The sequence below is a fragment of the Buchnera aphidicola (Pemphigus populi) genome, from assembly GCF_964058935.1.
Lineage (GTDB): Bacteria > Pseudomonadota > Gammaproteobacteria > Enterobacterales > Enterobacteriaceae > Buchnera_C > Buchnera_C aphidicola_D.
Map to the genome: position 1 here is coordinate 363884 of NZ_OZ060372.1, position 17109 is coordinate 380992.

General features: G+C 24.1%; 12 protein-coding genes. 7 read left to right on the forward strand and 5 right to left on the reverse strand.

What is annotated here, in order from left to right; all coding sequences use genetic code 11:
• Nucleotides 1-6 precede the first annotated feature (6 nt).
• The 6 genes from acpP to AB4W65_RS01555 all read left to right on the forward strand — a co-directional run bounded on the left by acpP (nucleotide 7) and on the right by AB4W65_RS01555 (nucleotide 5111).
• Nucleotides 7-243 (forward strand): acyl carrier protein, encoded by a 237-nt coding sequence (acpP, locus tag AB4W65_RS01530; protein WP_367673411.1) that lies wholly within the window; start codon nucleotides 7-9, stop codon nucleotides 241-243.
• A 254-nt stretch (nucleotides 244-497) separates the two neighbouring features.
• Complete coding sequence (gene tmk, locus AB4W65_RS01535) at nucleotides 498-1163, forward strand: dTMP kinase (RefSeq protein ID WP_367673412.1); 666 nt, start codon at nucleotides 498-500, stop codon at nucleotides 1161-1163.
• Nucleotides 1123-2127, forward strand: coding sequence for a DNA polymerase III subunit delta' C-terminal domain-containing protein (locus tag AB4W65_RS01540; RefSeq protein ID WP_367673413.1), 1005 nt, complete (start codon nucleotides 1123-1125; stop codon nucleotides 2125-2127). The genes tmk and AB4W65_RS01540 overlap by 41 nt, the downstream gene beginning before the upstream one ends.
• Before the next feature lie 30 nt (nucleotides 2128-2157).
• Entirely contained in the window at nucleotides 2158-2940 is a 783-nt protein-coding gene (locus tag AB4W65_RS01545; RefSeq protein WP_367673414.1) for a YchF/TatD family DNA exonuclease, read from the forward strand.
• Nucleotides 2941-3170: 230 nt separating this feature from the next.
• Nucleotides 3171-4604, forward strand: a complete 1434-nt coding sequence (gene ptsG / locus AB4W65_RS01550; protein WP_367673415.1) for a PTS glucose transporter subunit IIBC — start codon at nucleotides 3171-3173, stop codon at nucleotides 4602-4604.
• A 162-nt stretch (nucleotides 4605-4766) separates the two neighbouring features.
• Entirely contained in the window at nucleotides 4767-5111 is a 345-nt protein-coding gene (locus tag AB4W65_RS01555) for a histidine triad nucleotide-binding protein (protein ID WP_367673416.1), read from the forward strand.
• Nucleotides 5112-5532: 421 nt separating this feature from the next.
• Here AB4W65_RS01555 and AB4W65_RS01560 read toward each other — a convergent pair whose 3' ends face one another.
• The 5 genes from AB4W65_RS01560 to AB4W65_RS01580 all read right to left on the reverse strand — a co-directional run bounded on the left by AB4W65_RS01560 (nucleotide 5533) and on the right by AB4W65_RS01580 (nucleotide 15498).
• Nucleotides 5533-6630 (reverse strand): porin, encoded by a 1098-nt coding sequence (locus AB4W65_RS01560; RefSeq protein ID WP_367673417.1) that lies wholly within the window; start codon nucleotides 6628-6630, stop codon nucleotides 5533-5535.
• A gap of 115 nt (nucleotides 6631-6745) precedes the next feature.
• Entirely contained in the window at nucleotides 6746-8140 is a 1395-nt protein-coding gene (gene asnS, locus AB4W65_RS01565; protein WP_367673828.1) for an asparagine--tRNA ligase, read from the reverse strand.
• Between the two features lie 1673 nt (nucleotides 8141-9813).
• Complete coding sequence (locus AB4W65_RS01570) at nucleotides 9814-10773, reverse strand: rhodanese-related sulfurtransferase (protein WP_367673418.1); 960 nt, start codon at nucleotides 10771-10773, stop codon at nucleotides 9814-9816.
• Between the two features lie 168 nt (nucleotides 10774-10941).
• Nucleotides 10942-13803 (reverse strand): valine--tRNA ligase, encoded by a 2862-nt coding sequence (locus tag AB4W65_RS01575; RefSeq protein WP_367673419.1) that lies wholly within the window; start codon nucleotides 13801-13803, stop codon nucleotides 10942-10944.
• 183 nt (nucleotides 13804-13986) lie between these two features.
• Complete coding sequence (locus tag AB4W65_RS01580; protein WP_367673420.1) at nucleotides 13987-15498, reverse strand: leucyl aminopeptidase; 1512 nt, start codon at nucleotides 15496-15498, stop codon at nucleotides 13987-13989.
• Between the two features lie 565 nt (nucleotides 15499-16063).
• Here AB4W65_RS01580 and argF point away from each other — a divergent pair.
• Nucleotides 16064-17074 carry an ornithine carbamoyltransferase gene (gene argF / locus AB4W65_RS01585; protein WP_367673421.1) on the forward strand — a complete coding sequence of 337 codons (1011 nt, stop codon included), beginning with the start codon at nucleotides 16064-16066 and terminating at the stop codon, nucleotides 17072-17074.
• Nucleotides 17075-17109: the final 35 nt, after the last annotated feature.

The following is a 17109-nucleotide window of genomic DNA, read 5'->3' on the forward strand; positions in this document are numbered from 1 at the left end:
GAATATATGAACACTATAAGTATACGTATCAAAAAAATTATATCTAAACAATTGGGGATAAAAGAAAAAGATATCCTTGATCATAATTCTTTTTTAGAAGATCTTGGAGCTGATTCACTCGATGCTATTGAGTTAATCATGAAATTAGAAGAAGAATTTAATATTGAAATATCAGATGAAGCCTCTGAAAATTTTAATACGGTAAAAAATATGATTGATTATATCAATACTATAATAGTATAAAAAATATATTTTAATCAAATATTAATACTTTAAGTAAAAATTTTACTTATATTTGAAATATAATTTTCACTTATGCAAGTTTATTTATTTCTATCAATAAAAATATTTTAGTATTATATGTAATTAAAATAAAAAAATTTTTATTATTTTTTTTAAAAGTTAATATTAATATATTTTAATATAAATTAATAAAAAATATTAACTTTATTTTTATAAAATTAAATTCAAAGAATATATATAAGTGATTTCATAAAATGAATAAAGGTAAATTTATTGCAATTGAGGGTATAGAGGGATCTGGAAAAACTAATACTTGTATATTTATATCAGAAATATTAAAAAAAAATAATATAAAAAATATAATTTGTGTACGTCAACCAGGTAGCACACCTATTGCTGAAAAAATACGTCATTTAATAAAAAAAAATCATAAAGAAAAATTAATTAATATAAGTGAATTATTATTAATGTATGCAGCTAGAATGCAATTAGTAGAAAATGTAATAAAACCGGCATTAAAAAAAGGAACATGGGTAATTAGTGATCGACATGATTTATCTTCTTTCGCTTATCAAGGAGGAGGTAATGATATAGATATAAAAAAAATTTTTATATTACATAAAATATTATTAGGAAATTTTAATCCAGATTTAACTTTTTATTTAGATATTGATCCAGAAATAGGTTTACAGCGTGTTCATGCTAGAGGAATACCAGATCGTATAGAAAAAAATAAACTAATTTTTTTTATACGAACCAGGGATAAATACTTAGAACTAGTGGGATCTGATCCCAATATTATTACTGTTAATACCAATCAAAAAATAAAAAGTGTAAAAGAAATATTGAAAAAAAAATTAAAAAATTGGTTAAAAAAACATGATCATAAATCGGTACCCCTGGTTAATAAAACCGTATAAAAATATTATACATCAACATCAAGTAGGAAAGGCTCACCATGCTCTTTTAATTAATACTTATCCAGGAATAGGAGTACTAAATCTTTGTTGGTCCATTACTCGTTGGCTATTATGTAAAAAAAAACAAGGTATAAGGAGTTGTGGACAATGTCACGGTTGTTATTTAATGACATCCAATAATCATCCTGATTGGTATTATCTTAAAACAAAAAATAATACTGATTTATTAGGTGTTGAAATAATTAGAAATACTATTGACAAAATATTTTATACAGCCCAACAAAATGGAGAAAAGGTTATATGGTTTCCGAATACTAAATATATTACCTATGCTGGAATTTGCTCTTTACTTAAAACTTTAGAAGAACCTCCAAAAAATACATGGTTCTTCCTAATAAATTACAATTCTTTTAAACTTTCTTCTACTTTACGTAGTCGTTGTTTATCCTATTATTTATCTCCACCTTCAGAAGAAAAAGGAATATATTGGTTAAAAAAAAATAATTGTTACCAAAATGAATTATTATCTTTAACTGCTTTACGCATTACAGAAGGAGCACCAATTTTAGCAAAAAAAATTATTAAAGGAACATTGTGGTCAGAAAGACAGTTATTTTTTTTAAATTTAGAAAATGCAATAAATAAAAAAGATTTATTTAATTTATTACCTTTTTTTACTAAAAATAAAATGCATGTAATAATTTATATAGATTGGATTTGCTATTTATTATTTGATTCTATTAAGTGGAAATATAGCTTATTTGCATATATAAAAAACTTAGATCAAGAAAAATTTATCATATATCTATCTTTAAATTATTCTATTACATTTTTAGATAAAAGTATTCAATCATGGATAATATGTAAACATCAATTAATGCATGTTATAGGTGTTAATTACGAATTACTTTTAACAGAACAATTATTAAGATGGGAAAAAAATTTACCTCATCACAAAAAATGATAATAAATAAGTATTGTAGAGAGAAAAACTATGTTCTTAATAGATTCGCATTGCCATATAGATCTTTTAGATGATAAAAAAATACATAATGGAATAGAAGATATATTGAAGAAAGCTGCTAAGAGAAATATAAGATTAATTTTAACAATATCTACTTCTATTAAAAATTTCCTAGATGCAAAAAAAAAAATAGGCACTAATAAAAACATTTTATATTCATGCGGCATTCATCCCTTATATTTGACTAAAAATGATAAAAAAGATCTAAAAAATTTAAAAATACTAGCTCAAAAAAAAAGTGTTGTTGCATTAGGAGAAACTGGACTTGATTATTTTTATCAAAAAAACAACAAAAATAATCAAAAATATGTATTTCGAAAACACATTGAAATTAGTACCGAATTAAATAAACCAATTGTTGTACATACAAGAGAATCTATTGATGATGTTATTTCTATTTTGAATGAAAAAGAATCAAAAAAATGTAAAGGTGTTATCCATTCTTTTACTGGAGATGTATCTTCTGCTAAAAAAATATTAGATATAGGATTTTATATCTCTTTTTCAGGAATAGTTACCTTTAAAAATGCAGAAGATATCCGCAAAACAACCAAATATGTACCTTTAGATCGTCTCTTAATAGAAACTGATTCACCTTATTTATCTCCTATTCCTAAACGTGGGCAGGAAAATCAACCTGCATACTTACAATATATCGCTGATTATATAATCCAATTAAAGAAAATAGATATGGAATATTTTATGTATGTTACAAAAAAAAATTTCTATACACTATTTCAGTTAAATGAATAATTAAATAATTTAACTGTTTAAAAAATTCTAAAAAATATAAATAAATAATCTATTGTAATATTAAAATGTATATTTCATGTTAAAATATTTTATATATGTTTAAAAATACTCTACCTATTTAAAATATCTATTTTATTAACAATATTACTGAATACTAGTATTATCTGAAATAACACATGAATAATTGATATACGTCAATTATTGTAATAATATTCAAGGGTTTTTTATATATGTTTAAAAATACATTTTCTTACCTACAAAAAATAGGTAAATCACTCATGTTACCAGTATCTGTTTTACCCATTGCTGGTATTTTACTTGGAATAGGATCAGCTCAACTGAGTATAATCCCAGATGTTATTTCCAAAATTATGGCTGAATCAGGAGGTTCAATATTTGCTAATATGCCATTAATATTTTCTATAGGAGTAGCACTAGGATTTACTAATAATGATGGAGTGTCAGCATTAGCTTCAGTTATTGCTTATGGTATCATGGTTAAAACATTATCTGTTGTAACACCGATATTCTTGAATATACCAATAACAGAAATAAATAGTAAACATCTTGCTGATACCGGAATTTTAGGAGGTATTATAGCAGGTTCAGTTTCAGCATACATGTTTAATAAATTTCATCGTATTCAATTACCAGAATATTTAGGTTTTTTTTCTGGAAAACGTTTTGTTCCAATTATATCAGGTGTTACTGCCATACTAGTTGGTATTTTTTTATCTTTAATCTGGCCTCCTATTGGAAAATATATCCAAATTTTTTCTAAATGGTCTGCTTATCAAAATCCTATGTTTGCTTTTGCGATTTATGGCATAGTAGAAAGGGCTCTAGTTCCTTTTGGATTACATCATATATGGAATGTTCCATTCCAAATGCAAATAGGGGAATATACTAATACCATGGGACAAATATTCCATGGAGATATTGCCAGATATATGGCTGGAGATAACACTGCAGGTAAATTGTCAGGTGGTTTTATTTTTAAAATGTATGGTCTTCCTGCTGCTGCTATTGCTATATGGCACACTTCTAAATTAGAAAATAAAGCTAAAATTGGAGGAATAATGATATCTGCTGCATTAACTGCTTTTTTGACTGGGATAACAGAACCTATAGAATTCTCATTTATTTTAGCATCACCAATGCTTTATGTTATCCATTCTATATTAGCAGGATTGTCTTTTCCAGTCTGTATTTTATTAGATATGAGAGCAGGAACTAGCTTCTCTCATGGAATTATAGATTTCATTATTCTTAGCGGTAATAGCAACAGATTATGGTTATTCCCTATAGTAGGAATTATTTATGGTATTATATATTATTTGATTTTTTATTTTTTAATAAAAAAACTCGATTTAAAAACACCTGGAAGAGAAAAAATAAACAATATTTTTTTAAATAGAAATGCAGATGAAATGGCACCATATCTTACCAAAGCATTTGGTGGAAAAGATAACATAAAACATCTCGATGCCTGTATTACACGTCTTCGTGTTACTGTAAACAACATATCTAAAGTTAATAAAAAAGAACTATATAAGCTTGGAGCTGCTGGAATATTTATATCTGGATCAGGAGTTCAAGTTGTATTCGGCACAAAATCTGATAATTTAAAAACAGCTATAGATCATTATATAGTAAAATTATAAAAATTTTTAATCATATTAAAGGGTAAGAATTATATGCTTACCCTTATTTTATATGAATATGTTATCAACTATTTTAAAAAAAAATATTATTAATTTGATATAGATTAAAATAAAATATAGTGTAGTATACAAATATAATTTATTAAAAAATAAGATTAAATTTTGAATAAAAAAAATATTTTTGAACAGATTATAAAAGGAAAAATTAAATCTGATATCGTATATCAAGACAAAATAGTAACAGCGTTTAAGGATATAAAACCAAAAGCACCAATACATATTTTGATTATACCTAACGTTTTAATTGTTTCAGCAAATCAAATTAATGAAAAAAATAAAGACATCTTAACTCATGTCTTCATTACCGCTATTAAAATAGCAAAAAAAATAGGAATACATGAAAAAGGATATCGTTTAGTATTAAATTGTAATAGAAATGGAGGTCAAGAGGTTCCTTATCTACATCTGCATTTACTTGGAGGAAAATATCTTGGATCTATATTATAAAAATGTTAATTTCCTATAAAATTTTTGCTAAAAAAATTTTTTATACAATACGCTAAATAAATTTAATTTTTATATATCCAAATCATTAAAAATTTAATAGAAAATCATTTCTCATATTAGGTTAATTTTTAATTATATCAGATAGAAATCTAATATTTACTATCTTATAAAAATTTATTAAAAGTTTAATATACATTAATTAACCTATAAATATTTTATTACTAATCAATCAAACATAAATTACTTTTCATAAAAAACCTTTAAGAAGTAAATAATATTTTAAAAAATAAGTATTATTCAATAATACATTTTTCTCTGCTGAATGTTTATTTTTTAAAAAATAATTTCAAAAATCAGCAGAGATATAATTTATATATTATTGATTAATAATTTATCTACAAATCAAAGAAAATATATTTTATTAAAATTTATAAACCATACCTGCACTTAAAACATTATCATTAAATTGATCTGCAATATTTCCATCATTATTATTTTTTGAAAAATTAAATTTATAATCTATGTAAGTATATATCTTTTTATTAAAATTATAATGACTAGAAATATTTACTTGTTTATTAAAAATTCTTTTTTTTCCAAATAATATAGAATTAATAGATTTCATATTGTTACCAAAAGATTCAGAATATGCCAAAGAAGAACTCAAACCACAATTGAAATCATATTCACCGAAAAATTCCAAATTACCAGATTGACTAGAAAATTTTGTAAATTTTGCATATGGTGTAATATTTCGTCCTTCTCCATAGAATGCTGCCATGTAAATATTATTCTTTTCATATTTTAATCCAACTCCATATGCATCAGCACTATCTCCTTGACCATCAGTAATTTGACGTGAAGTACGATTTTCAGAAAACCAAGAAGCTACCGCTGTTATTCCTTTTTTATTTTTATATTTTATAGAACTCCCCCATCCGCTGCCATTCTCTCTCATAGAATTATTATTTTTATGTTTTTCTTGATATTGTAAACTAGTAGTCACACTATTGGATAAACCAAAAAAATTATAATTACGATAAGTTACTACATCACTAGCTCTATCCATTAAAAAAACATCATTTTCTTTAAACATATTGCTAGTATTAATGAATGAATGACGATTAGTTAAAGATTTAGCCTCATATATCACTCCATGATTTCTACCGTAATCCAAAGAGCTCCACTTACCGAACTTAATACCTATCAATCCCAAACCCATTGTATTAACATGGTTATTTTCTGCAATAAATCCTTGTCCTCTATATTCTAAACAACCATATCCCACCCATTTATCATTTATCTTTGTTTCACCAAGAAAACCTAACATATATTCATTTGGATCTTTATTAAATTTTTTAGTCGTAGTTTTAGAAAGATTAAGAAATTGATGTTTTTGATTCATTCCACCATAAACTTTTAGTTTATTACCATTTTTATTATATATTTCCGCTGCATTAACTGTACTGATCATTAATATGATCGGAATCATAATTAGTAAAGACATACGTTTTATCATTGTTATTTATTACCTCATTATTTAAGTGAGTTTTTTAAAAATTAAAATTATTAATTTATTTTATAAAAATATTACAATATTTGTTCAATATTTTTTATTAGAATATTTCTATTAATTAACAATTAGCATGACGTACAGTTCTTGGAAAAGGAATCGTATCTTTTATATTTTTTATTCCTGTAATATACATAATCAAACGCTCTATTCCTAATCCAAAACCTGCATGAGGAACTGTACCGTAACGTCTCAAATCACGATACCACCAATAATTTTTATTTTTTAATCCTAACTCTGACAATCGTTTATCTAAAATTTCAATTCTTTCTTCTCTTTCTGAACCACCTATTATTTCTCCAATTCCAGGTAATAATAAATCCATTGCTGATACTGTTTTTTGATCATCATTTAAACGCATATAAAATGCTTTTATTTCTTTAGGATAATTCATAACTATGACAGGTTTTTTAAAATATTTTTCTACAATATATCGTTCATGGTCAGCAGATAAATCTACTCCTAAAAAAATAGATTTTTTAAATTTAATGTTTGATTTAAGTAAAATAGTTATCACATCTTTATAATCAACTTTAAAAAAATCATTTTCTAAAAAATTTTTTAATCTCGTTATGATATTATCATCATAAAATTTTTTAAAAAAAATAATATCTGGTTCACATTCTTTTAAAACAACTGATACAACATATTTCAACATTTTTTCAGATAATATACAAATGTCTTGTAAATTAAAAAAAGATGTTTCTACTTCTAACATCCAAAATTCTGCTAGATGTCGACTAGTATTTGAATTTTCTGCACGAAAAGTAGGTCCAAGAGTGTATACCTTAGATAAAGCACAAGCATAAGTTTCTAAAGTTAGTTGTCCAGATACAGTTAAAAAAGTCTCTTTTTCAAAAAAATCTTTACTAAAGTCAGTAGCATCTTTTTTAGAAATATTTTTCATATCTAATGTAGATACTCTAAACATTTCCCCAGCTCCTTCAGCATTTATTTCTGTTATAATTGGCGTAGATACTAAATAATATCCTTTTTCATCAAAAAATCTATGTAATGATTTTATTAAAGTATGTCTAATTCTAGTAATAGCTCCAATAAAATTAGTACGAGGTCTTAAATGAGTAAAATCTCTTAAATATTCTACAGTATGTTTTTTTGCTGAAATAGGATAACTTTTAGGATCATTAATCCAACCAATAACTTCAACTTTCGTGGCCTGAATTTCATATTTTTGTCCTTTCCCAGCTGATAAAATCAAAAGACCGGTGATAATAACAGAACAACCTGCTGTTAAACGTAATATTTCCTCTTTATAATTAGATAAATTACAATTAGCCACTACTTGTATCGAACAAAAATAAGATCCATCATAAACATTAAGAAATGATATTCCAGATTTTGAATCTCTTCTACTTCTTATCCATCCCTGAATACTAATGATACTATTTATCTTAATACGATTAAGATACAAATTTAATATAGGTACCATATTAATCAATTCTTTCATAACGGCATCATGTATGATTTAAAATTAAATTTTTAAAAAAATTTTATAAAAAACTAAAATAATTCTAAAGAATATCAATTCATAGATTATTCATAATCTAAAGTATAACAGTTATGTTACTATAATTTTGTAAAATTTAATATTTTCTATATTAAAAAAGATTAAAGTTGATACAAATAGTTTTTATTTCTTACTTTAATATATTTTTTATTAATAAAATTATTTTAATCTACATTAAAATCTTTACACAATGTATACATAAATTTTTTATCTAATCCAGGTATTTTCTTAACCATTAGATACTTTATCCAAAGATTTACCATTGTATTTAATAAATTACATTACAACATTTAACAATTTTATTTTAGGAATGTTATACGTTAATTTAGTTCCAATCCCAAACATAACATGAATTTTTTTAAAAAAATAAAAGTACAGAGATAGTATTTTAAAACATTTAAATTATCTAAAATAATCATTTTTTCAGTTAACGGATAAATACTTAAGATTTTATAATAAGCTATAGATTTTTTCTCCCTATAGATAGGATCTCTGCTGAATTATAACTTATAACTGTATAACTGGTATAAACTATATTTCAAAATTTTCTAAAATTCTTCTATATTAATAGAATTAATTATAGCTATACTTAATTCTTTTTTATATCTCTTTAACTGTAATTTAAATTTAAATTCTAACGGTTTTCTAATATTGAACTACTTTTCTAATTATCTTGACACTATTCCTGAAATCATATCATTATCATAAGTTAAAATTCTAACATAAAGGGATATAATATATATCAAATCTAAATAAATAAGGCACTTTATTTTTTAATATTTCAATAAAATAAAAATAAAAATAGTAAGAAAACTGTCTAAAAAATAAAAATCTATTAATTTTAAATAGGAAAAATCTAAATTTTTCCTATTTTATAAAAAATATTAATTTTTTGTTTAAATTATTTACTAATATTTTACAATTCATATAAATCGACTAAATATAATGCACCAATTAATTATAAAACCAATACTTCCCGTAAAACCACTTCTATCCAAAAACTACTAATTCATATATATAAATATCAATAATAATTTTTATAATTATTTAAAAACTATCTTAATGAAAATTTTTAACCAATTTAAGCATTTTTTAAAAAATAAAAAGTATAAAGATGTATCTTTATAACTTAAAGAAGGTAAATATATCATACTAAATTTTATCTTAAATTTTTTTATTAATTACATTATATATCTTATCCCAAAAAAAAATGCTACTAAAATAGCAGTATAAGATAATGATAAAAATAACTTATTTTATAAAACTTTTAAACATCAGTGTCTAAAAAATTTTTAATATTAGATAATTAATTTTTTCATAACACAGAATAGCATTCTATTTTTTACATCTTTTAAACTTATAAACATTGATTCATATTTTTTAAATATACAATATTGAATATTATGAGATATAAAATATTAACTTAGTTTAGATCAACTAAACAAATAAAAATGAAATTTAAATAATACAAAAATGAAATGTTTAAAAATATTAACGATTTTATATAAAATTATAATATATTTTATGGAAGTAAAGTAATTTTTATACCAAAACACATATTATCAATATCTTGATATTAATTTTCAAAAAATTAAATATTTTTAATTTCTATTTTGTTTTATTAATATTAAATTATTTAAACATTGCTCTGAACAACAACTTTTAAATTTTTCACTACATCGAACACATTGAATCAATAGGGTATGACATAAACTATATCTACAATTGATATGGACATCGCATTTTACCCCACAATAATGGCAATAGGATATTACATCATCAGAAATCCGTTCTCCTAAACGCGCATCAAAAACAAAATTCTTTCCTTGAAACAATATTGGGACTTGATTTTTTTTAGCATCATGACAATATCCTATAATACCACCATCAATATGATATATGTTCATAAAACCATTATATTTCATCCAAAAAGTAGCTTTTTCACAACGAATTCCACCTGTACAGTACATAACAATTTTTTTATCTTTATAATCTTTAAGTAAATTAATCATTATTTTAAATTGATCACGAAAAGTATTGGCGGGTATTGGTATCGCTCCTTTAAAATGACCGACTTCATATTCGTATTTATTACGCATATCAACGAATATCACATTTTTATCACATAACATTTTGTTAACTTTAACTGATTTTAAATATATACCAACACGGTTCGGATCAAATTTTATATTATTATCAATCCCATCTGATACAATTCTTTTTCTCACTTTAATGGTTAATACCCAAAAAGATTTCTTATCATCTAATGCTTTATTAAATCTTAAATTATTAAAATCAAGGTGTATATTTTTTAAATATGATTTCATTGCAGAATAAAATTGAATAGGGATACTGACTTGTGCATTAATACCTTCTGTAGAGATATAGACTCTTCCAAGAATATTTAATCGAATCAAACCTATATACAACATATCTCTAAAATTTTTAGGAGAATTTATTTTACAATATTTATAAAATGATATTGTTATACGTTTTTCAGTATCCAACAACATACGCTTTTTTAAAACATCATTAGCAATGCGATTGTATAAAACCGACATATGAAATATTCCTAATAAATTACTATTAAATCTAAATATAAACTATTTAAAATTTATTTTTATATAAATAAAAATTTACTTGTTAAGTATATAGATCCTTAATGATCTAATAGTCACGCTAACGCATACATCACATCAATTATTAAAAAACATGAAAAAACTAAAATATTATTCTCTGTAATCTGATATTAATTTAATTTTTTTAATTAGTTTGACTTTCATATCAGTTAATTTAATTACAGTTAATTTATCTTTTTTAATAATATCTAACGGTGCTAACATCATAAATTTCTTGTTAGATAATTTTACTTCTAATCGTTGTAGATTTAATTTAATTTTATTCAGTTCTTTATATAAACGACTAATTTCTAAATTTTTATCTATTAATCCAGACATTGGAACTAATATTTCTGCACCATCTATTAATTTCGTGACGGAAAATGGAACTTTTTCATTAGATGATAAAATTGTAATACTTTTTAAATTAGTTAACAATTTTAAATAAATGCCATATAATTGAATAATTCTTTTTACTGTAGAGTTTATATTATAAAATAAAATAGGAATTGATTTTTTTGAAGAAACATTTATAGATAAACGAATATTACGTATTGCTATGACAGCATTTTGAATCCATTCCATATCATGGATCACCGATTTATTAATTAAATTAATGTTATACTCAGGGAATTTTTGTATCATAATACTTTTATCTTTAATATTAGTTAATAATTTAATACGTTGCCAAATTTCTTCAGTAATAAATGGAATAATAGGATGAGCTAATCGTAATAAAGATTCTAATATATTAACCAAAGTACATTTTACTCCTGTTAAATATATGGAATCATCATGATTTATTAAAATTTTAGCAAATTCTAAATACCAATCACAGAATTTATACCATAAAAAATCATATAATATATTAGCAGCATGATCAAATCGGTAAGTATCTAAAGCATGTCGATATATTTTTACTGTATTATTAAATTCTAATGTAATCCACTGATCAGCTAATGATAATTCATGAAATGTTTTTTTTATTATTACTTCTTCATACTTTACATTCATTAAAATAAAACGACTGGCATTCCATAATTTGTTACAAAAATTTCGATATCCTTTTAATCTATTCATATCCCAAATAATATCTCTTGTCGTTGAAGCAAGAGCAGAAAAAGTAAAACGAACTGCATCAGTACCGGTAGCAATTATACCATTAGGGAATTTGTTTTGTATTCCTTCTTTTATTATTTTTTCTAAATTTGGTTTTAATGCATTTTTAGTACATTTTTTAATTAATGCTTCTAAGGTAATTCCATCTATCATATCTATTGGATCAATAACATTCCCTTTTGATTTCGACATTTTCATTCCATTTTCATCTCGAATTAAACCTGTTATGTATACAGTTTTAAATGGAACTTCAGGTTGTCCATTTTTATCTTTTATAAAATACATAGTTAACATTATCATTCGAGCAATCCAAAAAAATATAATATCAAAACCACTTACTAATACATTAGTTGGATGGAATAGTTCTAAAAACTTATTTTTACTTGGCCAACCTAAAGTAGAAAATGTCCATAAACTAGAAGAAAACCAAGTGTCCAGTACATCTTCTTCTTGCTCTAATTTAATATCTGTATCTATAGAATACTGTTTACGCACTTCAATCTCGTTTCTCCCTAAATAAACATTCTCATGCTTATCATACCAAATAGGAATACGGTGACCCCACCACAACTGTCTAGAAATACACCAATCTTGAATTTCTTTCATCCAAGAAAAATACAGATTATTATATTGTTTGGGAATAAAAGTAATAATACCTTCCTTTACTGCTTTTATAGCCATTGGGGCTAACCGTGAAACACGCAAATACCATTGATTAGTTAACATAGGTTCAATAATACCACCACTTCGATCTCCATAAGGTATCATGTTGACATGTGGTATTACTTTTTCTAGTAAGCCTAGTAATTTTATTTCATATATTATTTTTTCCCTTGCAACAAAACGATCTAAATTCTTAAATTTTTCAGGAATTAAGATACAATCAAAAGTGTTAAGTATGCTATCACTATTATAAATTTCAGGAATATCTCTTATTCTTCCATCAATTGTTAAAATATTTATCATTGGTAAATTATGTCTTAATCCAACTTGATAATCATCAAAATCATGAGCGGGGGTAATTTTAACACATCCAGTATCCTTTTCTAAATCGGCGTGTTCATCAAAAATAATAGGTATAACACGATTACTTAATGGTACTAAAACATGTTTCCCTGATAATCGAGAATATCGTCTATCTTTAGGATTTACCGCTAAAGCTACATCTCCCAATAAAGTTTCTGGACGAGTAGTAGCTACTATTAAATATTTTTTATCATAACAAGAAGAACAATCCTCTAATAAAGGATATTTTATATACCATTTAAAGCTTTCTGTAAGACGATTTTCTACTTCTAAATCAGAAATCACAGTTTGAATAGCAGGATCCCAATTAACTAATCTTTTTTTTCTATAAATTAAATGATCTTTATAAAGCATAATAAATGCTTCTGTTACTGCATTAGACATATCTGGATCTAAAGTAAAACGCTCACGTTCCCAATCAACAGAATTACCTAATCTACGCATTTGATTAATTATTTTTTTACCGTATTGTTGTTTCCAGTCCCATATCTTTTTTATAAACTCTTGTCTGGTATATTCCTTACGATTTTTTCCTTCTTTTAGAATAAGATTCTTTTCAACTATCGCTTGTGTAGCAATTCCAGCATGATCAGTACCAACTTGCCATAATGTATTTTCACCTTGCATTCGGTGATAACGAATTAAAATATCCATAATTGTTTGCTGAAAAGCATGACCCATATGCAAACTACCAGTAATATTAGGAGGTGGAATAACAATACAGAAATTTTTTTTATTAGATTTATTATTGGATTTAAAAAAACCATTTTTTTCCCAAAAACAATACAATCTTTTTTCAATTTCTTGCGGATCAAAATTTTTTTTCATATTTATTTTTTAAAAAATAGATATTCACTCAGTATGAAATACGAAGAAATATAATATCTTATATATAAAACATCATCATACAACTATAAATGATTTTTTTAATCATCATCAAATAATAAAATATATAATGAAGTAAATAATATTAAGTATTATATATAATGTTTATTAAATAATAATTTAATCTTAATTATTTAAATTTAAACCAGATTTATTCAATAAAAATTGAGATAATAATAAAATAGGTCGTCCTGTTGATCCTTTTTCTTTTCCAGATTTCCAACTAGTTCCTGCTATATCTATATGAGCCCAATGATACTTTTTTGTAAAATGAGATAAAAAACAAGCTGCAGTTATTGCTCCTGCTGATCTAGAACCAACATTAGAAAAATCAGCAAAATTAGAAACTAAATCATCATAATATTCAAGCAACATAGGTAAACGCCATACTTTGTCATTTACCTCTTCACCAGCATGGTATATATCATTAGCAAGAGTATCATCATTAGAGAATAAACCACTGACATAATGACCTAATGCTACTATACATGCTCCAGTTAAAGTAGCTATATCAATGACTATACTTGGATTAAATTTTTCTACATAAGTAAGTACATCACATAATATTAAACGACCTTCGGCGTCTGTATCTAAAATCTCTACAGTTTTCCCCGACATGGTCGTCACTATATCTCCGGGACGACATGCATTACCTCCGGGCATATTTTCACATCCAGCTAAAATACCAACAACATTTAACGGTAATTTCAGCTGAGATACTATATGCATAATACCGTAGACAACAGCAGAACCAGACATATCATATTTCATTTCATCCATTAATCGAGAAGGCTTAATAGAAATACCACCAGAATCAAAAGTCACTCCTTTACCAATTAAAACAATAGATTTTTTTGTTGTATCATAATTCCCATTATATTTAATCACAGACATATAAGGTTTATTTTTTGAACCTTGACTGACACATAAATAAGCATTCATTCCTAAAATTTTAAGTTCTTTTTCATCTATTATTTTTAATATAATCTTTTTACTATATTTTTGTACTAAATTTTGCGATTTTACTGCTAAATAACTTGGAGTACAAATATTCGGTGGTAAATTAGCAATATCTTTTGCTAACCTGATTCCTTGATTAATAATTACACCATGTTTTATTGCAACTTCTCCAGAAATAATTTCTGATTTCTTATATACATTAAAAAATATGTTATGAAGTAAAATATTTTCTTTTTTTATTCCACTTTTTAATAAATTAAAATTATACATAGCACTATCAATAACCTCTAGGGCTACTCTAATTTTCCAATACATATTTTTATTTTTAACACATAAATCATTTAAAAAGAATACCACTTCTGTAGAAGACGTATTTTTTAAAATATTGATACTATTAATTATAACTGTCCTATATCTTCTTTCATCAAATTCTGATTCTTTACCACATCCAATCAATAAAATTCGTTCAGAAAAAATATACGGTACATGATACAATAATAGTGATTGATTTATTTTGCCATCTAATTCTCCAGACATAATAAATTTATTAATATATCCTTGACTAATTTCATCTAACTTTTGAGCGGAAAATGATGGTTTTTTATTCTCAAATACACCTACGATAAGACATTCATTTTTTAATTTTTCTATGCTTATATAATTTATATGGAATTTCATAATATCAACCTAAATACATCATCATAAGATATATTATATTATTAAAATATAATGACTGATTTTTTTAAGAATCTACCCAAGCTAATGTCTTTTTTTTAAAAAAGATAAAACCCATTTAATACCGAAATTACATTTAATAATATTTAAAATGAGTTGATCAAATATATATCTTTATATATATTTAATAATTATGAATAAATAAAATATTTATTTAGTGTATTATACATAAAAAAAAATAATTTTTTGAACATTAAAATTTTAAATTAAATATTAATTTAACATTAATATTGCATATATCACACCTATTACCTAAAATTTATACTACAATTAATATATTTACAAATAAAATATGTAACTATCTCCATATCTTTAAATTAAAAAAATATTTTTAGAGAATAAAACTACTAATAAAAACTATTATTTAAGATTTTATTTAAATAAACAATGTTAAATGACATGTTTTTTAAAAAAAACTAAATTATAAATTAAATAAAATAAAATCTATAAAACTAATATATCGAATAATTAACTAACCATTTATTTTTAATAAAATCGGGTATTATTTATGTTAACATTATATAAACATCATTTTCTCAGGTTATTAGATTTTCATAACTCAGAAATACAATATTTAATTAATTTTGCTAAGAAATTAAAAAAATTAAAAAAAGATCAACAAGAAATAAAATATTTAAAAGGAAAAAATATTGTCTTAATTTTTGAAAAAGAATCAACCAGAACCAGATGTGCTTTTGAAGTGGCGGCTTTTGATCAAGGGGCACATGTAACTTATTTAGGTCCTGGTAATACACATCTGGGATATAAAGAATCTATTGTAGATACAGCAAAAGTATTGAGTCGCCTGTATGATGGAATAGAATATAGGGGTCATGACCATAATGTAATAAATAATTTAGCAAAATTTTCTAAAATTCCTGTATGGAATGGATTGACAGATCAATTTCATCCTACTCAATTGTTGGCAGACTTGTTAACTATGCAAGAAATAATTAAAAATAGAAAAATAAACGAAATCAGTTGTGCTTATGTCGGCGATGCAAGCAATAACATTGCTAACACCATACTTGAAGCGGCAGCAATTATAGGTTTTGATTTAAGAATAGTGGCACCTAAAAAATATTGGCCTAATCGTCAATTATTATCTCAATGTCAATTAAAATCAATAGAAAATAAAGGTAAAATTATATGTACTGAAAATATTGCAAAAGGTGTGAAAAATGTAGATTTTATATACACCGATGTTTGGGTATCTATGGGAGAATCAAATAAATTATGGACAAAAAGAATTGAATTATTAAAAAAATACCAAATAAATGATTCTATGATTTTATTAACAAAAAATAAAAATGTAAAAATACTACACTGTTTACCTGCTTTTCATGATAATAATACTATTATCGGTAAAAAAATATTAGAAAAATTTAATTTACATAATGGATTAGAAATTACTAATTCAATTTTTGAAGAACATTCTAGTACTATTTTTGAACAATCTGAAAATAAATTACATACTATTAAAGCACTAATGATTTCATCTTTAATAAAAATATTATAATTAGCAATAGCTATTTTATTATTAAATCAAGAATA

Coding starts and splice junctions, on each gene's coding strand:
- AB4W65_RS01570 (WP_367673418.1), bottom strand. CDS start 10,773: ATGTCGGTTTTATACAATCGCATTGCTAATGATGTTTTAAAAAAGCGT.
- ptsG (WP_367673415.1), top strand. CDS start 3,171: ATGTTTAAAAATACATTTTCTTACCTACAAAAAATAGGTAAATCACTC.
- acpP (WP_367673411.1), top strand. CDS start 7: ATGAACACTATAAGTATACGTATCAAAAAAATTATATCTAAACAATTG.
- AB4W65_RS01575 (WP_367673419.1), bottom strand. CDS start 13,803: ATGAAAAAAAATTTTGATCCGCAAGAAATTGAAAAAAGATTGTATTGT.
- tmk (WP_367673412.1), top strand. CDS start 498: ATGAATAAAGGTAAATTTATTGCAATTGAGGGTATAGAGGGATCTGGA.
- AB4W65_RS01540 (WP_367673413.1), top strand. CDS start 1,123: ATGATCATAAATCGGTACCCCTGGTTAATAAAACCGTATAAAAATATT.
- AB4W65_RS01560 (WP_367673417.1), bottom strand. CDS start 6,630: ATGATAAAACGTATGTCTTTACTAATTATGATTCCGATCATATTAATG.
- AB4W65_RS01580 (WP_367673420.1), bottom strand. CDS start 15,498: ATGAAATTCCATATAAATTATATAAGCATAGAAAAATTAAAAAATGAA.
- AB4W65_RS01545 (WP_367673414.1), top strand. CDS start 2,158: ATGTTCTTAATAGATTCGCATTGCCATATAGATCTTTTAGATGATAAA.
- argF (WP_367673421.1), top strand. CDS start 16,064: ATGTTAACATTATATAAACATCATTTTCTCAGGTTATTAGATTTTCAT.